The 22,616-nt window shown below is 69.6% G+C and carries 14 protein-coding genes; 3 read left to right on the top strand and 11 right to left on the bottom strand.

Annotation, left to right across the window (positions count from 1 at the left end; genetic code table 11):
• Window positions 1-411: 411 nt before the first annotated feature.
• From glgB to AS25_RS01645, 3 genes are all read right to left on the bottom strand, one after another.
• The gene (glgB, locus tag AS25_RS01655) at window positions 412-4,710 is read right to left on the bottom strand and encodes a 1,4-alpha-glucan branching protein GlgB (protein WP_035960733.1); all 4,299 of its coding nucleotides are present in this window, start codon (window positions 4,708-4,710) and stop codon (window positions 412-414) included.
• A gap of 63 nt (window positions 4,711-4,773) precedes the next feature.
• Window positions 4,774-6,543: a maltose alpha-D-glucosyltransferase gene (gene treS, locus AS25_RS01650; protein WP_035960730.1), complete on the bottom strand. Its 1,770-nt coding sequence runs from the start codon at window positions 6,541-6,543 to the stop codon at window positions 4,774-4,776.
• Window positions 6,544-6,658: 115 nt separating this feature from the next.
• Window positions 6,659-9,169, bottom strand: a complete 2,511-nt coding sequence (locus AS25_RS01645) for an alpha-1,4-glucan--maltose-1-phosphate maltosyltransferase (protein ID WP_437123702.1) — start codon at window positions 9,167-9,169, stop codon at window positions 6,659-6,661.
• 133 nt (window positions 9,170-9,302) lie between these two features.
• Here AS25_RS01645 and glgP point away from each other — a divergent pair, with 133 nt between their 5' ends.
• On the top strand, window positions 9,303-11,933 hold the full coding sequence (glgP, locus tag AS25_RS01640; protein WP_035960721.1) for an alpha-glucan family phosphorylase: 2,631 nt from the start codon (window positions 9,303-9,305) through the stop codon (window positions 11,931-11,933).
• A gap of 66 nt (window positions 11,934-11,999) precedes the next feature.
• Here the strand turns inward: glgP and glgX are convergent, their stop codons facing one another.
• From glgX to AS25_RS01610, 6 genes are all read right to left on the bottom strand, one after another.
• Entirely contained in the window at window positions 12,000-14,144 is a 2,145-nt protein-coding gene (glgX, locus tag AS25_RS01635; protein ID WP_035960718.1) for a glycogen debranching protein GlgX, read from the bottom strand.
• Entirely contained in the window at window positions 14,131-15,099 is a 969-nt protein-coding gene (gene rlmB / locus AS25_RS01630; protein ID WP_035960715.1) for a 23S rRNA (guanosine(2251)-2'-O)-methyltransferase RlmB, read from the bottom strand. The genes glgX and rlmB overlap by 14 nt, the downstream gene beginning before the upstream one ends.
• 84 nt (window positions 15,100-15,183) lie before the next feature.
• Window positions 15,184-16,626: a cysteine--tRNA ligase gene (gene cysS / locus AS25_RS01625; RefSeq protein WP_035960712.1), complete on the bottom strand. Its 1,443-nt coding sequence runs from the start codon at window positions 16,624-16,626 to the stop codon at window positions 15,184-15,186.
• Window positions 16,627-16,764: 138 nt separating this feature from the next.
• Window positions 16,765-17,304: a 2-C-methyl-D-erythritol 2,4-cyclodiphosphate synthase gene (gene ispF / locus AS25_RS01620; RefSeq protein WP_035960710.1), complete on the bottom strand. Its 540-nt coding sequence runs from the start codon at window positions 17,302-17,304 to the stop codon at window positions 16,765-16,767.
• Window positions 17,297-18,145, bottom strand: coding sequence for an IspD/TarI family cytidylyltransferase (locus tag AS25_RS01615; protein ID WP_253270432.1), 849 nt, complete (start codon window positions 18,143-18,145; stop codon window positions 17,297-17,299). Before AS25_RS01615 ends, ispF begins: the two co-directional genes overlap by 8 nt.
• 18 nt (window positions 18,146-18,163) lie before the next feature.
• Window positions 18,164-18,649: a CarD family transcriptional regulator gene (locus tag AS25_RS01610; RefSeq protein WP_035960700.1), complete on the bottom strand. Its 486-nt coding sequence runs from the start codon at window positions 18,647-18,649 to the stop codon at window positions 18,164-18,166.
• A gap of 300 nt (window positions 18,650-18,949) precedes the next feature.
• Here AS25_RS01610 and AS25_RS01605 point away from each other — a divergent pair, with 300 nt between their 5' ends.
• Window positions 18,950-19,489 (top strand): hypothetical protein, encoded by a 540-nt coding sequence (locus tag AS25_RS01605; protein WP_052160617.1) that lies wholly within the window; start codon window positions 18,950-18,952, stop codon window positions 19,487-19,489.
• A 164-nt stretch (window positions 19,490-19,653) separates the two neighbouring features.
• Here the strand turns inward: AS25_RS01605 and AS25_RS01600 are convergent, their stop codons facing one another.
• Window positions 19,654-20,334 carry a winged helix-turn-helix domain-containing protein gene (locus tag AS25_RS01600; protein WP_035960698.1) on the bottom strand — a complete coding sequence of 227 codons (681 nt, stop codon included), beginning with the start codon at window positions 20,332-20,334 and terminating at the stop codon, window positions 19,654-19,656.
• Entirely contained in the window at window positions 20,331-21,518 is a 1,188-nt protein-coding gene (locus AS25_RS01595; RefSeq protein ID WP_035960690.1) for a sensor histidine kinase, read from the bottom strand. Before AS25_RS01595 ends, AS25_RS01600 begins: the two co-directional genes overlap by 4 nt.
• Window positions 21,519-21,751: 233 nt before the next feature.
• Between AS25_RS01595 and phoU the strand changes: the two genes are divergently transcribed.
• Window positions 21,752-22,450, top strand: coding sequence for a phosphate signaling complex protein PhoU (gene phoU, locus AS25_RS01590; protein WP_035960683.1), 699 nt, complete (start codon window positions 21,752-21,754; stop codon window positions 22,448-22,450).
• Window positions 22,451-22,616: the final 166 nt, after the last annotated feature.

Here is a 22,616-nt window from a genome sequence, read left to right as displayed (position 1 = left end):
CTTTGGTATCAACAAACTAGACACACTATTGAGTTGACAAACAACAAACCACACCACACAACCCCTCACCAGGGCCACAACGGTCGGTTGCGATCTGCAAGCTTAGCTGCGGGTGACCCGGCCTGCAACTCGAGATGAACTCTCGATTGCTTCCTGCTGTCACCGCTCATCAGCGGCTTGCGGGGAATCATCCTAGCACACCTTCTCGCCGTTGTGCACGGCTCGTTAGCGGTGGGATCGACTCCGATTCGTTGCCCCGTTCGGCCTTCGCGGCCGCTGCCGTGGCAACTCGGAAGACATTACACGCCACCACCGGAGACGGCAAACCCGAGCCGGCGAACCCTCCGGAGACGGAGAACCCGCGGGAGCTCGTGCTCCCGCGGGTTCTCCGTTCGTTGATGCGTGACCCGGTCAGTCCCGGTCGCGCGCCGTCGGGCTGGTGGCCGCACCCTTGGCCGGCTTCAGGAACAACACCGCGAGCGGCGGGACGGTGACCTCGGCGGACGCCGGCTTCCCGTTGTACGCACCCTCGGTCGCGGTGACCCGGCCCAGGTTGCCCACGCCGGAACCACCGAAGATCTCGGAGTCCGTGTTGAGCACCTCGTCCCACTCACCGGCCCACGGCAGACCCAGCCGGAAACGCTCGTGGGTGTTGCCCGCGAAGTTGGCCACGCACACGAGCGGGTTGCCCTGGTCGTCCCATCGGGTGAAGGACAGCGTGTTGCGCTTGGCGTCGTTGGCGTCGATCCACTCGAAACCGGACGGGTCGTTATCCCGTGCGTACAGGGCCGGGGTCTCGCGGTAGATCTCGTTGAGGCTCTTCACCAGCTCCTGCACGCCGTGGTGCGGCGGGGTCTCCGAGAGCCACCAGTCCAGCCCGTGCTCCTGGGACCACTCCGACTCCTGGGCGTACTCGGTGCCCATGAAGATCAGCTGCTTGCCCGGGTGCGCCCACATGTACGCGAGGTAGGCCCGCACGTTGGCGAGCTGCTGCCACCGGTCACCCGGCATCTTGCGCAGCAGGGAGCCCTTGCCGTACACGACCTCGTCGTGGGAGATGGGAAGGATGAAGTTCTCCGAGTAGGCGTAGACCATGGAGAACGTGGCCTTGTTGTGGTGGTAGTGCCGGTTGACGGGATCCTCGGCCATGTACTCGAGGCTGTCGTGCATCCACCCCATGTTCCACTTGATCCCGAAGCCGAGACCGCCGGCGCTCGTGGGTTTGGTGACCCCGGGGAAGGACGTGGACTCCTCCGCGACCATGACGATCCCGGGATTGCGCCGGTACGCGGTGGCGTTCGCCTCCTGGAGGAACGCGATGGCCTCGAGGTTCTCGCGTCCGCCGTACTGGTTGGGCTCCCACTCGCCGTCGTTGCGCGAGTAGTCCAGGTAGAGCATGGAGGCCACGGCGTCCACGCGCAGCCCGTCCACGTGGAACTCCTCGAGCCAGTAGTTCGCGTTGGCCACGAGGAAGTTGCGCACCTCCCGGCGGCCGTAGTCGAAGATCAGCGTGCCCCAGTCCTTGTGCTCGCCGCGGCGGGGGTCCGGGTGCTCGTAGAGCGGTTGTCCGTCGAACTTGGCGAGCGCCCACTCGTCCTTGGGGAAGTGGCCGGGGACCCAGTCCACGAGCACACCGATGCCGGCCTGGTGCAGCTGGTCCACGAGGTAGCGGAACTCGTCCGGGGAACCGAAGCGCGACGACGGCGCGTAGTAACCGGTGACCTGGTAACCCCACGAACCACCGAACGGGTGCTCCGCGACGGGCATGAACTCCACGTGGGTGAAGCCCTGCCACGTGAGGTACTCCACGAGTTCGCGGGCGAGATCCACGTAGCCGAGACCCATGCGCCACGAGCCGATGTGCATCTCGTACACGCTCATGGGTGCGTTGTGGGGATCCTTGGCCGCGCGGGCCCGCATCCACGCGTCGTCCCGGAACTCGTACGAGGACTCGAACACGCGCGACGCGGTGGACGGCGGGATCTCGGTGCCGAAGGCCATGGGGTCCGCCTTGTCCCGCCACGAACCGTCCGCCGCACGGATCCGGAACTTGTAGGTGTCCCCCGAGCCCATGCCGGGCACGAACACTTCCCACACACCGCTGGAACCCAGCGAGCGCATGGCGTGCTCGGAACCGTCCCACCCGTTGAAGTCACCGATCACGCGCACGGCCCGGGCATTGGGGGCCCACACCGCGAAGCTCACGCCGGAGACGTCCCCCATGGAGGACGGGTAGTGGTGCACGTGGGCACCGAGCACGGTCCACAGGGTCTCGTGCCGGCCCTCGCCGATCAGGTGCAGGTCCAGCTCGCCCAGGGTGGGCGCGAACCGGTAGGGGTCGTCGACCTCGGCGGGCTCCTTGCCCGCGTAGGTCACCAGGACGCGGTAGTCGGGGATCTTGCCCTCGTCGTGCGCGGGCACCACCCCGGTGAAGATCCCACCCCACTCATGCTCGAGGGGGAACGTCCCGTTGAGCGTGCGCACCGAGACGTGTGTCGCGAAGCGTCGCAGGGTCCGGATGGTCACCGAACCGTCCGGGTTGAAGTGCGCCCCGAGCACCGCGTGGGGATCGTGGTAGCGCCCCTCGGCCACCGCTGCGAGCACGTCCTCGCTCACGGGCACGGGCCCGCCCGCGGGGTGATCCCGTTTCGACGCCGCTGCGACGCTGTCCTTTGAGGTCCCGGCCCGAGTCGACGCGTCGTTCCCGCCCGCGGTCTCCGCCGGAGCCGTCACGTCATCGCTGTCGACGGCCCGAGCCGCCACGTCACCACCGTCAGTGGTCCGTGCCGACGCGTCGTTCGTCCCGGTCGCCTCCGACGCAGCACCCTGCGCGTTGCGCGGTTCCGCCGACGGCGCCCGGCCGCCGGTGGGCTGCGCGGACTCGGCTGCCGAGGTCGGCGTGGATTCGGGGCCCGTGGGGGTCGACGACGCCGCGGGGCCGGTGTTCTCGGGGTGTTCAGGGGTCACGAAATCCTCGGTTCTGGACGCAGGTGTGTGGCTCTCGTGTGTTTCACGCCTCACGTTACGGGAGCGCGCACGTTCAAGCGAACGCACCACGGCACCGGCCGGGACCGCGACCCAGTCCGGGCGGTTGCGCTGCTCGTAGACCACTTCGTACAGGGCCTTGTCGAGCCACAGGGCGCGGAAGAGCACCGAATCCCGGTCCACGCCAGAACCGCTCGTGCGGGCGTACCCCTCGAGGAACGCGTCCGAGACCGCGTCAGTCCAGGCGCTCATGTCCTCGTCCCGCTCACGCGCGGCCATGGCGCCCGCATAGTCGAACGAGCGCAGCATGCCGACGACGTCGCGCAGGGCCACGTCCGGGCGGACACGCTCCTTAATGGGTCGTAGGGGCTCACCCTCGAAGTCCAGGATCCGGAACCCCTGGGCGTCGTTGTGCAGCACCTGGCCCAGGTGGTAATCACCGTGGATCCGTTGCAGGGCGGGGATCTCCCGGATCCGGGACAGCTGCTCGAGCAGGTCCTCGACCTCGGCCCGGTAGGAATCGAAGTAGTCCCCGCAGGACTCCCACGCCCAGCGGATCCGCGAGGCGAGGTCGTCCAGGAACCGGCGCCGAGCATCGTCGTCCGCGGTGACGGGGTCGAAGGCGCCGAGGAGGTCGGCGTGGACGCGCGCGGTCGTGACACCCAGCTCGGCCGCGAGCTCGGAGAAGTCCCGGGCATGGCTCGCCGCGTCCAGGGCCATGGCCCACGCGTCCTGCGAATCGGCCAGGAACTGGGCGGCCACCGCGAGCTGACCGGACGTGGTGACCAGACCCTGGCGCCACTGGGCGTCAAGCCATCCGGCCGTGGCCGGGACCGCGGTGGAACCGTGCGACGTGAGTTTGACGCCCACCTCCACGTCCGGGTTGCGCCCCTCCCCCACCACGCGGAAGAACTTCACGATCACCGCGTCGCCGCCCAGCGCGGGAACCGAGTCCTCCGCGTCCTGCGGGGTGAGGATCACGGACGTGTTGGACTGCTCTGAGGAGATCACCCGCACCTGATCCGCGGAGGCAATCCGATAATCCGTGTTCATGGCCCCGGTGTAGCGCCCGTGCAGGCCCATCCCGTGGCGCAGCACCCCGCCCTCGGTCAGCTGCGCATCCATGATCCGCAGCACCCGGTCCATGAAACCTGGGTCCCCCACGGCGTCGTAGAGGTGGAACGTGACCGTCTCGTCCGCAGTGGTGCTCTGGCTGCCCTGTGCATCGGCGCGGGCCTCACTACGACCGGACGCGCCGGCTTTCTCCTGGGCGCCGGCGGTCTGACCGGCCTCCGGGGAGTCCTCCGAGGTGGTGGGCTGGGCGGTCTGCGAGCGCTCCGAGCGGCGTCGTTCGAGGAGGGAACCCGCGTGCGAGATGGCGCGGCGCAGGAACGAGGCCGAGGCCTCCGCACCCGCGATCAGCTGCTCGGGCAGGGGACGGTCCGGGCCGCCGGAGCAATAGCTGCCGATCGTGAAGCGCTCGAGCTCGGGCAGGGCTTCGGTGCTGCGCACGACCGGTACGTTGAGCAATTCGCTGCGCTCGCCCACCGTGACCTGGACCAGGAACATGATGCGTTCCGTGCCGCGATGCGATCCGGTGCCGGAATCCAGGGTCGCGCGGCCCACGACGCTCAAGCGCAACTGGTCCGGGGTGGCCGTGAACGGGAACCACCGCTGCCGCGGCAACCAGTCGCGCAACCTGTCGAGAAATTGCTGATCCGTCATGGAGGGTCCCCCGCCTTCGTCTGGATAATCACTGCTTCGCGCGCGGGCCGTACCCGCGCGCGCTCACTCGTTGCGCGCGGGCTTGATGATGGGCATGGCCACCGTCTCGGGGTGGGAACCGTCCGTGCCGGGGGTCATGCGCAACCGGAGCCAGAAGAAGTCCTGCGAACCGAGCGTGATGCGGTAGTCGCCCTGTTCCGAGAAGGAGCCGAACGGTTCACCGCCGAACAGTTCCCGGGTGCCCCGGCCCGCGTACTCGGCCAGGTGCACGCTGCAGCTCGCGGGGACGTGGGAAAGGTTGAACACGCACAGCAAGGTCTCCCCCACGCCGTCGTCCGCGTCCTGCGGGCTCAAGCGGCGCAGGAACGCCAGGACGGATTCGTGGTCCGTGCTCACGTTGACGTAGTCCCCCAGACCGAACGCCGGGTGCGCCTTGCGCACCATGAGCATCTGCCGGATCCAGTGCAGCAGGGAGGAGGACGACGCGAGCTGCGTCTCCACGTTCGTCTGCGTGTAGTTGTAGACGAGCGACTGCACGACCGGGAGATAGAGCTTGCCCGGATCCGCGGTGGAGAAGCCGGCGTTGCGGTCGGGGGTCCACTGCATGGGTGTGCGGGATGCATCGCGGTCGTCGAGCCAGATGTTGTCCCCCATGCCGATCTCGTCCCCGTAGTACAGGAACGGCGACCCGGGCAGGGACAACAACAGCGCGTGCGCGAGTTCGAGCTCCGCGCGGGAGTTGTCGAGCAGGGGTGCCAAGCGGCGTCGGATACCGATGTTCGCGCGCATGCGCGAGTCCGGGGCGTACCACCCGAGCATGGCCTGGCGTTCCTCACTCGTGACCATCTCGAGCGTCAACTCGTCGTGGTTGCGCAGGAACGTGCCCCACTGCGTGCCCCGCGGGATCTGCGGCGTGTGCTCCATGGTGGAGACGATGGGCGCGGCCTTCTGATCGCGCAGCGAGTAGTAGATCCGCGGCATGATCGGGAAGTGGAAGCACATGTGGCACTCGGGCGCCTGCTCCGTGCCGAAGTACTCCACGACCTCGTGCGGCATCTGGTTGGCCTCCGCGATGATCACGCGGCCGGGGTACTCGCGGTCCACCATCTCGCGCAGCCGCACGAGGAAGTCGTGGGTCCCGGGCAGGTTCTCGCAGTTGGTCCCCTCCTCCTCGATGAGGTAGGGGATGGCGTCCGCGCGGAAGCCGTCGATGCCCATGTCCAGCCAGAACTTCACGACGTCGAACACGGCCTCGACGACCTTGGGGTTCTCGAAGTTCAGGTCCGGCTGGTGGGAGAAGAACCGGTGCCAGAAGAACTGCCGCCGCACGGGGTCGAAGGTCCAGTTGGAGACCTCCGTGTCCACGAAGATGATCCGCGCGTCCTGGTACTTCTCGTCCGTGTCCGACCACACGTAGAAATCGCCGTACGGCCCCTCCGGGTCCTCCCGCGAGGCCTGGAACCACGGGTGCTGGTCCGAGGTGTGGTTCAGCGGCAGGTCGGTGATGACCCGCAGACCCCGCGCGTGGGCCTCCGCGACCAGTCGCTTGAAGTCGCTCACGGTGCCGAACTCGTCCAGCACTGAGTAGTAGTCGGAGATGTCGTAGCCGCCGTCCCGCAGCGGGGACTCGTAGAACGGGGGCAGCCACAAGCAGTCGATCCCGAGCCACTGCAGGTAGTCGAGTTTGTCGATCAGACCCGAGAAGTCGCCGGAGCCGTCACCGTTGGCGTCCGAGAAGGCTCGCACGAGCACCTCGTAGAACACGGCCTTGCGGAACCAGTCCGGGTCGTGCGCGAGCCCGGGAGCGTTGAGTTGGAAAGGAGTGATGCTCATGGTCGGCGGGACTGCCCTCTCGGAGAAACGTGCGTGTCGGTCATGACGGGTGCGGGGTGCGGGCCGCCGTGGTGCGCCGCGCTCAGCGGTCGGGGCGCATCGCGACGGCGCTCGCTCACTTGACCCCGCGGCGGACGCTGAGCACGTGCGCGGGTTCCACGTACGGATCCAGGCGCACGTAGTTGTGGGTGCCCCACTTCCAGCTCGCGCCGGAGATCAGGTCGTCCACCCAGAAGGAGCCGTCCACGTTGAAGTCCTGGTCCCGCAGGTCCAGGGAGTCGAGGTCCAGCCACACGGTGGCCTCCCGCGCGCTGTGCGGGTCCGTGTTGAGCACCACGATCACGGTGTCCCGGACCTGCTCGCCGTCCCGTTCCACGGTCTTGGTCTTGCTGTAGGCCACGATGGCGTCGTCCGTGGAATTCTGCAGCGTGAGGTTCTGCAGGTCCCCGAGTGCGGGATGGTCCTTGCGGATCCGGTTCAGGCGCGTGATGTACGGCGCGAGCGACTCGCCGCGTTCCACGGCGGCGTCGAAGTCACGCGGGCGCAACTGGAACTTCTCGTTGTCCATGTACTCCTCCGCCCCGGGACGAGCGACGTGCTCGAACAACTCGAAGCCGGCGTACACGCCCCACAGCGGGGACGCGGTGGCCGCCAGGGCCGCGCGCACCTTGAACGCGGCCGGGCCACCGAACTGCAGGTACTCGGTGAGGATGTCCGGGGTGCTCACGAAGAAGTTGGGCCGGTAGAACCCGGAGGTCTCGTGGGAGATCTCCTGGAGGTACTCCTCGATCTCCTCCTTGGTGTTGCGCCACGTGAAGTACGAGTAGGACTGCTGGAACCCGGCCTTGGCCAGCCCATGCATCATGGCCGGACGAGTGAACGCCTCCGCGAGGAACACCGTGTCCGGGTGGTTCTTACGCACCCTGGCGATCAGCCACTCCCAGAACCACAGGGGCTTGGTGTGCGGGTTGTCCACGCGGAAGATGTTCACGCCGTGACCGATCCACAGCTCCACGACCCGCAGTACCTCGGCGGCGAGGCCCTCGGGGTCGTTGTCGAAGTTCAGGGGGTAGATGTCCTGGTACTTCTTGGGCGGGTTCTCGGCGTAGGCAATGCTGCCGTCCGCGCGGGTCGTGAACCACTGCGGGTGCTCGGCGACCCACGGGTGATCCGGGGACGCCTGCAGCGCGAGGTCCAGCGCGACCTCGAGACCGAGATCATGGGCGTGCGCGACGAACGCGTCGAAGTCCTCGAAGCTCCCGAGGTCCGGGTGGATCGTGTCGTGACCGCCCTCCGGCCCACCGATGGCCCACGGGGAACCGGGGTCCTGGGGTCCGGCCGTGAGGGTGTTGTTCGGCCCCTTGCGGTGGTTGCGCCCGATCGGGTGGATGGGCGGGAGGTACGCGACGTCGAAGCCCATGGCCGCGGCCCGGTCCAGGGCCGCGATGGCCGTGCGGAACGTGCCCGAGGTCCACTCGCCCGTCTCGGGGTCGTACGTGGCGCCCTCGGAGCGCGGGAAGAACTCGTACCACGCACCACGACCCGCGGCCTCGCGCTCGACGCCGAGCGGGTAGCGCGGGGACGAGCTGAGCAGATCGCGCAGCGGCCGCTCACGGACATAGTCCAGGAGCTGCGGGGACGTGGCGATCTCCCACCGCTGTTCCGGCGTGCGGTCGGTGTCCGCCATCGCTTCGGCGGCGTCCTCGAAGACCCGGGCCTCATCGGTCGAGCGATCGGACTCCTTGGAGGCGGCGTCGAAGAGCAGGGCCGCTTCCTGGAACATGAGCTCGACGTCCTGGCCGACCCCCAACTTGATCTGCGCGGCGTGGTGCCACGTGTCGTAGAGATCCGACCAGCCCTCCACCGCGAAACTCCAGGGGCCCTCGTACTCGGGACGCAGCCACGCCTCGTAGCGGTCCGTCCCGGGGGCCACGAGCGTCATGAGTCGGCGCTGGGTCTCACGGCCCTGCGGGTCGTACAGCACCGCGGTCACGCCGAGGGAGTCGTGGCCCTCGCGGAACACGGTCGCGCTCACCCGGATGTCCTCACCGGGGACGGCCGTGGCGGGGAAACGCCCACCCTCGATCACGGGGCTCACGTCCGTCACGGGGATCCGCCCGTACACGAGATCGTCCGACGGGAAGTCCGCCAGGTGCTCGTCGTCCCCGGAATCGGTGTCCTGCTCGGCCGGGGCCTGCGCCGCGGCTTCGGCGTGCGGATCAGGTGCGGACTGAGTGTCGGGCTCGTACTGCGTGTCGGGCTCGCGCTGCGCTCCGGGTGCGGACTGTTGGTCGGATGCGGGCTGCGCCTCGGATTCGGTGTCCTCGGTAGGTGTTACGACCGCGGCGACCTCCTCGGCCGCGCCCGGTTCCGCATATGCGTGGGCGTCCGGCTGCCCGGCACCGGCGGACGACGCCGCTGCGGTCGCCTCCGGCGCGGACGGGACGCGAGCGGCGTCGTGGGCCTCCGCTCGGCGTACCGAGGGGGCGACGTCGGGAACGCCCGTGGCCGGGACCGGCGGGGTCAAGCGGGACCCGACGTCCGGGTGGGCATCGCCCGCGTGGGGATCCGGCACGGGATCTGAGGACGGACGGCGGCCCTGGGGCTGTGAGTTCTGCTGCGACACGAGACCAACGTTAGCGACAAACGCCCCGATTCTTAAGGCCGTGACCGCGGTCCCCGAACCGCAACGGCGGCGCACTCGTGTCACACGTCGGGCCCCGTGGAGCGGCGGGGCCACAGCCGCTAGGCTGGGGACCGTGAAGGCCATCCACAGGTTCACCGTCCGCACCGTCCTGCCCGAGTCGATCGCCGCACTCTCACGATTGGCCAAGAACCTCCGGTGGACGTGGCATCAGCCCACCGAGGACCTCTTCGCCGAACTCAACCCGCACGCGTGGGACGCGGTCCACGGCGACCCCGTCAAGCTTCTGGGCTCGCTCACACGCGAGGAGATCCAGCAGATCGCCGCGGACCCCGAGCTCGTGGCGCGCATCCGCGACCTCGACGCCGATCTGGACACCTACCTCACCGAACCCCAGTGGTACCAGCGCACGCAGGGCGAGGACGCCCCGGCGGCCGTGGCGTACTTCAGCGCCGAGTACGGCATCACGTCCGCGCTGCCGCAGTACTCGGGCGGACTCGGCATCCTCGCCGGGGACCACTTGAAGACCGCGTCCGACATGGGCGTGCCCGTGGTGGGCGTGGGGCTGCTGTACCAGGCGGGTTACTTCAAGCAGTCCCTGTCCCGCGACGGCTGGCAGCAGGAGACCTACCCGGTGCTGGACCCGGACGAACTGCCCCTCACCCTGCTGCGCGAGGCGGACGGTACGCCCGCTCGCGTGGTCCTGCCGCTGCCCGAGGGCCGCACGCTGTCCGCGCAGATCTGGCGGGCGGACGTGGGCCGCGTGCCGCTGCTGCTGCTGGACTCCAACATCAGCGAGAACGACGACGCCGCGCGTAACGTCACCGACCGGTTGTACGGCGGGGGCAGCGACCACCGGTTGTACCAGGAACTACTCCTGGGCATGGGAGGGATCCGAGCGCTGCGCGCGCACAGCCGGATCACGGGTGCACCCACGCCGGAGGTCTACCACTGCAACGAGGGCCACGCGGGTTTCCTGGGCGTCGAGCGGATCCAGGAACTCATGAACCCCGGGGTCGACGCCGAGGCCATGACGTGGGAGGAAGCGCTCACCGCGGTGCGCGCCGCGACCGTGTTCACGACCCACACCCCGGTCCCCGCCGGCATCGACCGGTTCGAACGCGATCAGATCGCCCACGTCCTCGCCGCGGGACTCGCCCCGGACGTGCCCTCCGAGCGGGTGCTCGAGCTGGGTGCGGAGACCATGCCGGGTGGTGACCCGAGCAAGTTCAACATGGCGGTCATGGGGCTGCGGCTCGCCCAGCGCGCCAACGGCGTGGCCGAGCTCCACGGCGCCGTGTCCCGGTCCATGTTCCACGGGCTGTGGGAGGGCTTCGACACCGAGGAGGTCCCGATCACCTCGGTGACCAACGGGGTGCACGTCCCCTCCTGGATCGACCCCGCCGTGTGGCGCATGGCCGTGGACCCGGAGGAGAACGACCGCAACCCGGCCGCGCGCTGGCGCCGGATCTACGACGTGTCCGACGCCGAGCTGTGGGCCACTCGCCGCGCCCTGCGGGAACGCCTCGTGCACGACGTCCGCGAGCGCCTGCGGGCCTCGTGGAAGCGCCGCGGTGCCGCGGACGCGGAACTGGGCTGGACCGAGTCCGTGCTGGACCCGGACGTGTTGACCATCGGTTTCGCACGCCGCGTTCCCACGTACAAGCGGCTCACGCTCATGTTGCGCGATCCCGAGCGGCTCAAGCGGATCCTGCTGGACCCGCGCCGACCCGTGCAGTTGGTGGTCGCGGGCAAGTCCCACCCCGCGGACGAGATGGGTAAGCGGATGATCCAGGACCTCGTGCGGTTCACGGACGATCCGGAGGTCCGCCACCGGATCGTGTTCCTGCCGAACTACGACATCGCCATGGCGCGCGTCCTGTTCCCGGGGTGCGACGTGTGGCTCAACAACCCGCTGCGTCCGCTCGAGGCGTGCGGGACCTCCGGGATGAAGGCCGCGATCAACGGCGGTCTCAACCTCTCCGTCCTGGACGGGTGGTGGGACGAGATGTACGACGGGCAGAACGGCTGGGCCATCCCCACCGCGGACAACAAGGCCGGCACGGACGAGCGCGACGACATCGAGGCCGCCGCGCTCTACGAACTCATCGAGAGCCACGTGGCACCGCGGTTCTACGGTGACGGTTCCGAGGACACCTCGACCGCGGCCGGGCCCGACACCGCGCCGTCGCGAGCGAGCACCGTGCCCCACCAGTGGCTTGCCATGGTGCGCCACACGCTCGCGACCCTCGGGCCCAAGGTCTCCGCCCGGCGGATGCTCACCGACTACGTCAACGAGTTGTACGTCCCCGCGTGCGTAGCCGGCCGGCGCGTGACCACGGACGACGGCGCCCTGGCCCGCAGCACGGCCCACTGGGTCGAGCGCGTGCGTGGCGCGTGGCCGCAACTGCGGATCGAGCACGTGGACGCACACGGTGTGCGCCAGGAACCGCAGATCGGTGACGAGCTCACGGTCAACGCGTACGTGGATCTGGGTGAGCTCACCCCCGAGGACGTGACCGTGCAGGTCGGCTACGGGCGCGTCTCGGAAACCGACCACATCCACGAACGGTCCTACGCCACGCTCGAGGACGTGACCGAGCTGGGCGAGGGGCGCATGACGTTCTCCGGGCCCATCACGATCGACCGCTCGGGCCCGTTCGGGTACACCGTGCGGGTGTTGCCGCGCCACGACGAGCTGGCCTCACCGGCCGAGCTCGCTCTCGTGCGCAACGCCGGGGACTGACGTCCGGCCCGCCCACGAGCGGACCGGGCGCCGCCGAGCGGGCCACCCACGGGCGGCCCGCCCGGTTCACGCGATCGCGAACATCGCGATGCTCTGCGCCGGGACGGTGAGCTCCTCCCCCGCACGCCACCGGTTGCCGGTCAGCTCGTCGAGCTGAGGGTCCGTGGCGAGCACGAGCCGGTACGAGGCCCCCGCCACGTCCGAGCCGGCCGGATTCTCGAAGCGCGGCAGCACCGCGGCCACGGGCGATGCGGTGCCGTTGAGCACGAACAGTCCCGCGAGGTCACCCCCGCGCGCGCCGAGCACGACTTGCAGTGCACGGACCCCGTCCGTCTGCCACAGGTCGTCGCTCATGGGTTCCCCGGAACTCGCGTACCAGTTGAGCACCACGTCCCGGGGGCGCGTGGGGAAGTCACGGGGTTGGCTCGCCAGGAAGGCCCGGCGGATCCGGATGAGCCGCTGGGTCGTGCGCAGCATGGACCGGTCCAGGGGTGTGAGTCGCCAGTCCACCCACGAGAGCCGGTTGTCCTGGCAGTAGGCGTTGTTGTTGCCGTCCTGGGAGCGCAACAGCTCGTCCCCCGCGGTGATCATGGGGATGCCCTGTGAGAACAACAGCGTGGCCATCATGTTCCGTGCTGTGGCAGCGCGGGCCGCCCGCACGCGCACGTCCGGGGAGAAGCCCTCGTGGTCGTGGTTCCACGAGTGGTTGTCGTTGGTGCCGTCCGCGTTGTTCTCGCGGTTGGCCTCGTTGTGCTTGGCGTCGTACGCCGTGAGGTCGTAGAGCGTGAAACCGTCGTGCGCGGTGATGAAGTTGACCGAGGCCAGCGTGGTGCGCCCGTGCGGGGCGAACAGGTCCGCGGACCCGGAGATCGCCCCGGCGAGCCGACCGGCGGTGCCCCCGCCGCCCCCGCGGCGCATGGTGCGCTGACCCGAGAGCCAGAAGTCCCGCACGGTGTCCCGGTAGTGGTCGTTCCAGTCCGCCCAGCCGGTGGGGAAGCGCCCGGTCTGCCAGCCACCGGCGCCCACGTCCCAGGGTTCGGAGATCATCCGCACGCCCTGCAGCACCGGATCCGCGGCGATCGCCACGAAGAACGGGTGGTTGCGCGTGAAGTGGTGGTGCTCGTCGCGGCCCAGTTCGGGGGCCAGGTCGAAGCGGAAGCCGTCCACGTGGCACTGCGTGACCCAGTAGCGCAGGGAGTCCAGCGCCATGCGCACGACCTGCGGGGTGCCGAAGTCCATGGAGTTCCCGCACCCGGTCACGTCCACGTAGTTGCCGTGCTCGTCGTGGCGGTAGTACTCCCGGTCCCCGAGCCCGCGCCAGCAGTACGGGCGCTGCGTGGGTCCGCCTTCTGCGGTGTGGTTGTACACGACGTCCAGGAACACCTGCAGCCCCGCGCCGTGCAGGGCGTCCACGGCGGCCTTGAACTCGTTGAGCACCGCGGTGGGCCCGGCCTCCTGGGCGGCCTTGGTCGCGTACCCCGCGTGGGGTGCGAAGAACCCGAGGGTGTTGTACCCCCAGTAGTTGGTGAGCCCGTTCGCGGTCAGGTGGGCCTCGTCCAGGTGGGCGTGCACGGGCAACAGCTCCACCGCGGTGATCCCCAGGCTGCGCAGGTACTCGAGCATCACGGGGTGCGCGAGTCCCGCGTACGTGCCGCGCAGCTCGTGAGGGATCCCCGGGTGCAGCATGGTGAGGCCCTTCACGTGGGCCTCGTAGATCACGGTCTCCCGCCACGCCGGCCGGGGCCGGTCGTGGTCGCGCCACTCGTGGTCCTGGGCGACCACCACGGAGACGTACTCCCCGCCGTAGGCGTCCGCGCCGGGATTGACGACGCCGCTCGGTGGTGCCACGCGCGTGAGTCCCCGCCCGTAGGGGTCCAGCAGGACCGGTTCGTGCGCCGGGTCCGGCACGGGAGTGCCCGCGGGTCGGGCAGTCACGAATCCGTACTCGGTTCCCTCGGGCATCGCGGGACACACGTCCCGTGCGAGCTGGTCCGGGGTGAGTTCCGTGTCCGGCGCATTCCGCGGGAGCGGGACGGTCGCGTAGTGGATCCCGTGGTTCTCCCCCGCGAGCCGCAGTCGCTGCCACGATTCACCGGGGCGCCGGAACACGAGGTCCACCTCGGTCAGTCCCGGAGCGTACACCGCGACGTTGGCGGTCCCGTCCCCGGACGGGGAGGGGTGGACGCCCAGCGGATGACTACGCGCTTGCACGCCGGCGCGCGATCTCGTACAGCGTGATCCCCACCGCCATGGACGCGTTGAGGGACTCCATCGCGGATTCGATGGGGATCGACACGATCGCGTCGCAATGCTCGGTCACCAGGCGGGACAGGCCCTTGCCCTCGGAACCCACGACCACCACGAGGGGCTCGGTGGCCAACTCGAGCTGCGGCAGGTCCACGTCCCCGCCGCCGTCGAGCCCGACCACGAAGTAGCCCTGCTTCTTGCAGTTCTCGAGCGTGCGCGTGAGGTTCGTGGCCTTGGCCACGGGGACGCGCGCCGCAGCACCCGAACTCGTCTTCCACGCCGTCGCCGTGACCCCGGCGGAGCGGCGCTCGGGCAGGATGACCCCGTCCCCGGCGAACGCGGAGACACTGCGGATGATCGCACCCAGGTTGCGGGGATCGGTGATCCCGTCCGCCGCGATGAGCAGGGGCGGGCGGGAATCCTCACCCTGGTCGGCCATGAGGGAGGCCGCGAGCTCGTCCGCGTCCTGGTAGTCGTACGGCGGGACCTGCAGCACCACACCCTGGTGGATCGCGTCCGCGGAGAGCCGGTCCAGCTCGCCGCGCGAGGCCTCGAGCGTGGGCACCTGGGCCTCGGCGCACAACTGCAGGATGTCCTTGACGCGGTCGTCCATCTCGATCTTGGTGGCCACGAACAACGTCTTGGCGGGCACCCCGGCGCGCAGGGCCTCCAGCACGGCGTTGCGCCCCGTGACGAGGTCCTCCTTGATGGGCCCGGCCCCCGTGCGGGACGGACGCCGGTGCAGGTTCTGCTGCTTGCGTGCGGCCGCCTGCTTGGCCTTGTACGCCTTGTGGTAGACGCGGTCCTCGGCCTTGGGCGTGGGGCCGCGGCCCTCCAGGCCCTTGCGGCGCTGGCCGCCGCTACCCACGACCGGACCCTTCTTCTTGCGCGTGGCTCCGGGTCGGTTCTTCTGGGCCATGGTCAGTACTCCGTGTCTGTCACGGGTCACGGCCCGCGGGCCGCCCCGGGGTGGTCGGCGATCTGGCTCCAGTTTAGGCCAGGCTCATTCCCCCACGGACCACTCGGACCCCCGGGCGCCGTCCTTCACGACGACGCCGGCAGCGGCCAGCTGGTCCCGGATTCGGTCCGCGAGCGCCCAGTCCTTCGCCTCACGCGCAGCGGCGCGCTGGGCCAGCAGGTCCTGGACGAGGGAGTCGAGCGCGCGGTGCTCCGCGCCGTCGGCGTCCCGAGCGCCGTCGAGACTCATCAAGGGGAGCAATCCCAGGACGTCGGACATGCCCGCGATCGCGGAGACGAGCGGCTGGGCGGTCGCGGCCTCCGGGCCCGCGAGGGCCGTGTTGGCCGCGCGCACCGTCTCGTGCAGCACCGCGAGCGCGCGGGGCACGTTGAGGTCGTCGTCCATGACCGCGACGAACTCCTCGGGCACGTCCGTGTGCTCCCAGGACACGCTGAGTCCGGAACGCTGCGCGGCCGCGAGGACGGCCTCCACGCGCTCGACGGCGGCGGTGGCCTCCCGCAGGGACGTGGGCCGGTAGTCCAGCACGGAACGGTAGTGGGCCTGGCCCAGGTAGTAGCGCACGGCGAGCGGCCGTGCTTCCTCGAGCATGCTCGCCGGGGAGACCGTGTTGCCGATGGACTTGGACATCTTCTCGCCCTCGTACGTCACGAGCCCGTTGTGCAACCAGAAGTTCGCGAACGGGCGGCCCGCCGCGGTGGACTGGGCGAGCTCGTTCTCGTGGTGCGGGAAGCGCAAATCCAGGCCGCCGCCATGGATGTCGAAGTGCGCGCCCAGGTACTTGTGGGCCATGGCCGAGCACTCCAGGTGCCAGCCGGGGCGGCCACGGCCCCACGGGGAATCCCACGACGCCGTGTCGGGCTCCCCCTCCTTGTGTCCCTTCCACAGCGCGAAGTCGCGGGGATCGCGCTTGCCGCGGGGGTCGGCGTCCGGGGCGTCCTGCATGTCCTCCACGCGCTGGCGAGTGAGCTCGCCGTAGCGGGGCCACGAGCGGACGTCGAAGTAGACGTCGCCGGAATCATCGAGGGCGGGGTACGCGTGCCCGGCGTCGATCAGCTCCTGGATCAGCGAGTGCATCTCCGGGACGTGACCCGTGGCCCGGGGTTCGTACGTGGGGGCCTCGATACCGAGCGCGGCGTAGGCCCGCCCAAACACACCCTCGAACCGGTAGGCCAGCGCCCACCACGGTTCGCGCGGGTGGTCACCCTGGTAATCGTTCTCGAACGAGGCGTGCGCGTTGGCCAGGATCTTGTCGTCGATGTCCGTCACGTTGCGCACCGTGGTGACCTCGTAGCCGCGGAAGCGCAGCCAGCGGGCCAGGATGTCGAACACGAGCGCGGAACGCACGTGGCCGATGTGCGGTGCGCCCTGCACTGTGGCACCGCAGTAGTAGAGGCCCGCCTCGCCGGGTCGCACGGGGACGAAGTCCTTGACGGTCGCGGAAGCGGTGTCGTAGAAGCGCAAAGTCACCGTGCCAGTCTAACGGCGCGGCGCTGCACGCTCGCGGCGGGTGAGTCCGGTCAGCCGGCACTACTGGCGGGCTCCCCGGGCAGACTCCCCCGTCTACTGGGTCGCGGCCGGGTGGGCAGGGGCGTCGTCCGTCTGGGCTCAGCCGCGCGGGAACACGATCGCGGTGGCGATCGCCGCGAGGCCCTCGCCCCGGCCCGTGAGTCCCAGGGCGTCCGTGGTGGTCGCGCTCAGGTGCACCGGCGCGCCGGCCGCCTCCGTCAGCACGGCCGCGGCCTCGTCCCGCCGCGGGGAGAACTTGGGTCGGTTGCCCACGAGCTGGACGGAGACATTGCCCACCCGGAAGCCTGCCTTGGTCACGATCCGCACTGCCTCCGAGAGGATCCGACATCCCGAGGCCCCCGCGAACTCCGGGCGGTCCGTTCCGAAGTGCGCACCCAGGTCCCCCACGCCGGCCGCGGAGAACAGCGCGTCCGCCGCGGCGTGTGCCACGACGTCCCCGTCCGAGTGCCCGCTCAGTCCCCGCTCGCCGGGCCACATGAGTCCCGCGATCCACAGCGGGGTGTCCTCCGGGCCGAACGCGTGCACGTCCACCCCGATCCCCACGAGCGGGACGGGGTACGGCGCGGGTTCCTCTGCGGGGGCCGGTCGGTCGGTGGGGCCCGGGGTTGCGTCAGTCATGCGGCCATTGTGCCGGACGGGCCGGCTCCCGCTCGCGCAGAATCGCGAGGGCGAGTACCAGGTCCAGGGGACGGGTGATCTTGAAGGACTCCTCGTCCCCGGCCACGAATTCCACGGGGTGTTCGGGGGCGAACAGTTCCACGAGACTCGCATCGTCCGTGATGCCTTCGGGATCCCCTGCGGAACCCGTCGCCGTGGCGGCCGCCTCTGCCGTTCGAACGCTGTGCCCGAGCTGGGGGTCCTCCCCCGTGGCGTCCAGTGGGCCGTCCGGGAGCAGACCGGCCGCGCGGTTCACCCGTTCGAGCAGTGCACGGTCGAAACCCTGGGGTGTCTGGACGCTGCGCAGCCCCGCCCGGTCCACCGTCCCGGTACTGCGCCCGTGGGTGTCCACCCCGCGCACGGTGTCGGTCACCGGGGTCACGGGAACCACGGCCTGCGCGCCCGCCTGCAGGGCGGTGACCACGCGCTCGAGGACGGCGGGCGGAGTGAGACAGCGAGCGGCGTCGTGCACCAGGACGTGGGTGACACCCGCGGGCAGCGCGGTCAGTGCCGCCGCGACCGACTGGGCGCGTGTGGCACCTCCGGTCACGGCCACGGCCCCCGCGGCGCGCGCGACGGCCGTGAGGTCCGTGTCCCCGGCGGGTACGGTCACGATCACCGCGGCACCGGGCAAGGTCCCGCGCACCGTGGCGAGCGCGTGCTCCAGGATCGGTCGACCGGCCACGGGGACGAGCGCCTTGGGCATCCCGTACCCGAGCCGCGTGCCGGAACCGGCGGCCACCACAATGACGGCGAGCCCGTCCATGGCGGACGGGCTCGCGAGGTCATAGTTCTGGGACACGACGACGTGCTGCGGGAATCAGGCCGCGGACAGGATGTCGTCCAGGCGCTTCTCCGCTTCTTCCTCGTCGATCTTCTTGGCGAGGGCCAGCTCGGAGGTGAGGATCTGGCGGGCCTTGGTAAGCATGCGCTTCTCGCCGGCGGACAGACCCTTGCCGCGATCGCGGCGCCACAGATCACGCACGACCTCCGCGACCTTGAGGACGTCACCGGAGGCGAGCTTCTCGAGGTTGGCCTTGTAGCGGCGCGACCAGTTGGAGGCTTCCTCGGCGTCCTGGGCCTGCAGGACCGCGATGACCTCCTTGAGGCCGTCCTCGTCCACGACGTCCCGCACACCCACGAGATCGACGTTCTCCGCCGGGACCTCGATCATGAGATCGCCCTGGGTGACCTTCAACCGGAGATACATCTTCTCCTCGCCCTTGATGGTGCGAGTCTTGATCTCCTCGATGGTTGCGGCACCGTGGTGCGGATAAACAACCGTTTCGCCAACCTCAAAAACCATGCACAAACCCCTTTCAGCCCGCCAAGTCTACCACGGTGTATGATTGCCCACTTTCCCGCGAGCCCCCTTCCGGGGCCGCCCCACGGACCGCGTGACGGGGCCTTACGGAGGCCACCCGGGGAGCGCCCGGGCCGGTGTGCGTGACCCGGCCGCGCGGCGTCGTCGACACTCCATAGCGCGCGCACCTCGGGCCCGCGGACGCGCCACGAACGGGGCGCGGATGCAGACGATCCGTGGCCAAACCGATAGACTGACTGCAGATTTTGCACCCGCTGTCAGAGAGCCCGAGGAGTTCGTGCCGTGAAGAACGCCGCCCACAAGAAGTTGCAGCACCTCGGAATGGGTGCGGCGGCACTCGCCGTCCTGACCGGTGTGAGCGGGTGCGCGTACATCAGCCCGCAGGCCACCATGGACAGCTACGCCCCGGCGGACGGGATCCAGATGGACCTGGGTGACGTCCAGCTGCGCAACATCCTGGTCGTCGCCGAGGACGAGAACTCCGAGGGCCGCGTGCTGGGCACCCTGATCAACACCGGCGACCAGCCCGAGACCGTCACCATGGACGCGAACGGCGCCCGCGCGAGCGTGGAGGTCCCCGCCAACCAGGAGGTCGTGCTCGAGAAGTCCCGGCCCGTGCTGCTGGACCGCGCCGGCGCGAACCCCGGCCTGATGGTGGACACCACGTTCACCGCGGACGACCAGGACCAGACCATCCAGGTCCCCGTCCTGGACCACACCTACCCGCGCTACGCATCCTTCGTGCCCGGTGGCGCACCGTCCACCCCGGCCAACCCCTCCAACACCCCGGCCCCCGAGGGCGAGGCGCACGGCGGGCACTGACCCTTCCCCCCGCGCCGACCGGCGCGACCGAGTGAGCGCCCGGGCCCCGAACACGAGGGTCCGGGCGCTCGCTTTCTCTGACCGGTGTACAGACGTAAGGACCGCACCCTGCTCAGGGTGCGGTCCTTACGTCGTACGGGTGCCGCTCGGTGGAGGCGTCGGGATCAGGGCTCGAACTTGTACCCGAGACCGCGCACGGTCACGATGTGCTGCGGCGCGGACGGCTCCGGCTCCACCTTGGAACGCAGCCGCTTGATGTGCACGTCCAGGGTCTTGGTGTCCCCCACGTAGTCGGAACCCCACACCCGGTCGATGAGCTGGCCCCGGGTGAGCACGCGGCCCGCGTTGCGCAGCAGCATCTCCAGCAGCTCGAACTCCTTGAGCGGCATGGCCACCGGCTCCCCACCCACGTGGACCACGTGACGTTCCACGTCCATCCGCACGGGACCCGCGGCCACCGTGGCCGTGATCAGTTCCTCCGGTTCGGAACGACGCCGCAGCACCGCCCGGATCCGCGCCACGAGTTCGCGGGACGAGTACGGCTTGGTCACGTAGTCGTCCGCGCCGAGCTCCAACCCGAGCACCTTGTCGATCTCCGCGTCCTTGGCGGTGAGCATGATGATCGGGACGGTGGAACGCTGCCGGATCTGTTTGCAGACCTCGGTCCCCGACTGGCCGGGCAGCATGAGGTCCAACAGGACGAGGTCCGCGCCGGTGCGGTCGAACTGCGCCACGGCCTCGAGCCCGTCCGCGACCACGGTGACCTCGAACCCCTCACGGCCCAGCAGGTACGCCAACGGGTCGCTCAGGGATTCCTCGTCCTCGACTATGAGAATCTGGGTCACGCGCGCTCCTCCACTCGCTGTTTACGCAGCCCTCCGCGCGGGGGCTCCGCCTGGTCCTCGGGTTCCTCCATGGGCGGCAGCACGAGGGTGAACGTGGACCCCCGGCCCGGCTGGGACCACACGGAGACCTCCCCGCCGTGCTGCGCCATGACGTGTTTGACGATGCTCAGTCCCAGACCGGTACCCCCGGTCTGGCGGGACCGAGCACTGTCCACCCGGTAGAAACGTTCGAAGATCCTGTCCTGCTCGGTCTCCGTGATGCCGGGGCCCTGATCCGTGACGGTGATGTGCGCCATCCCCTCCCGCTCCCGCAGGCCGATGCCCACGCGGGTGTTCTCCGGGGAGTACCGCACGGCGTTGTCGATCAGGTTGCGCACCGCGGTCACGAGCATGTCCGGGTCCCCGAACACGGGGGTCTCGATCCGCCCGCCCACCTTGATGCTGATGTTCTTGGCCTCCGCGGCCAGTTTGTTACGGTCCACGGCCTCGCGCACCGCACGGTTGAGATCCACGGCGGTGCCCTTGGCCACCACGTCCGTGGCCTGCAACCGGGACAGTTCGATGATGTCCTGCACGAGCGCGCTCAGCCTCATGGACTCGCGCTGCAGGCTCGCCGCGAAGTGCCGCACCGCGTCCTGGTCCTCCGCGGCGTCCTCGATGGCCTCGGACAACAGACTGATGGCGCCCACGGGCGTCTTCAACTCGTGGGAGACGTTGGCCACGAAGTCGGTGCGGATGGACTGGGCGCGCACGATCTCGGTCTGGTCGTCCGCGAGCAACAGGATGTACTCGTCCGCGATGGTCACGACCCGCACGTCCAGCACGATCGACCCGTGCTGGAACTGCCCGCGGGTCAGCTCCAGGCGCTTCTCCTCCACGACGCCGTTGCGGCGCGTACTGCGGATCATCTCCAGCAGGTCCTGGTGCACCACCGTGTGCCCGCGCACGATCCCGTACGCGTAGGACGCGGGCGAGGCGCGCACGACGCCGTCCACGCCGTCGACCACGACGTACGCGAGGCCCAGTGCCGCGAGGATCTCCGCGGTGCCCTCGGGCAGCGTGGGTTCCTGGACGTCCGCCAGCGAATGACGACGCCGCTGGCTCACCCGCACGGCGATCACCCCGCTGATGCCGAGCAGGAAGCCGATGAAACCGGCCAGCAGGGCAATCGACGTATCGCTCACGGTGTCAGCTTAGACGGCCCGCCCGGACGCGCCCCGGTGATCCGCGCCCCGTGGGGGCCGGTTCAACGAACGTTCACCTGGGGATGACGATTCGTTCACGGCAGCCTGTGAACCTGGTCGGGCGCGTGCGAATTCGTCGTGCCGCTCCCCCGATGACATCCCGATGGCACCCGGCCCACTCAACCCGCGTAGGCTACGGACCAGGACTTGCCATGAACGAAAGGACGCCCCCTGTGCGTAAGGTTTTCCAGGCTGAGCTCCACCAGGTCGGTGAGGAGCTGATTCAGATCGCCACGCTCGTGCAGCAGGCATTGGGCAGCGCCCGCACCGCATTCCTCGACGCCGACATCCAGGTGGCCGAAGAGGTCATCTCCAACGACGCTCGCATCGACTTCCTGCAGAACGATCTCGATGAGCGTTCCATCGACATCCTGGCCCTGCAGTCCCCCGTGGCCTCCGACCTGCGCATGATCGTGGGCGCGTTGCGTATGAGTGCCTCGCTCGAGCGCATGGGCGACCTGGCCCGTCACCTGGCCCAGCTGGCCCGGTTGCGCTTCCCCGAGCCCGTCCTGCCCGAGGCCATGCGCGGGCACTTCGAGGAGATGTTCGACATCGACGCGCGTCTGGTCGAGCGCGTGATCTCCGTGCTCGAGGACCGGGACATCTCCGAGGCGGACCAGATCTTCGCGTTGAAGTCCGAGCTGAACCTCAAGCACCAGCAGGTGTTCGAGATGCTCGCGGATCCCGACTGGGATTCCTCCGTGCCCACCGCGGTGGACGTCACGCTCGCTTCCCGCTACCTCGAACGCATCGGTGACCACGGCGTCTCCGTGGCCCGCAAGGTCTCCTACCTCGTGACCGGCGACTGGGCCCCCGCGACCGACAGCCACCCCACCGGCCACGGCCACATCGGCACCGACGCCGGCGAGTGAGCGGTGCGGGTCCCGGTGGCGTGAGCCGCCGGGACCCGTGACGGCGCACCCCGGGTGGGATCATCCGGGAACCGACCCGAGCGGCGTCGTCCGATCGCTCCGAGCGGTGCCGTCCATGCGGCCCCGCGCGACACGGCGACAAGAAGAATCCCCGGCACCGAAGGGT

The organism is Kocuria marina, assembly GCF_000786655.1.
Classification (GTDB): Bacteria; Actinomycetota; Actinomycetes; order Actinomycetales; family Micrococcaceae; genus Kocuria; species Kocuria marina_A.
This window is presented reverse-complemented; position numbering and strand designations above follow the sequence as displayed.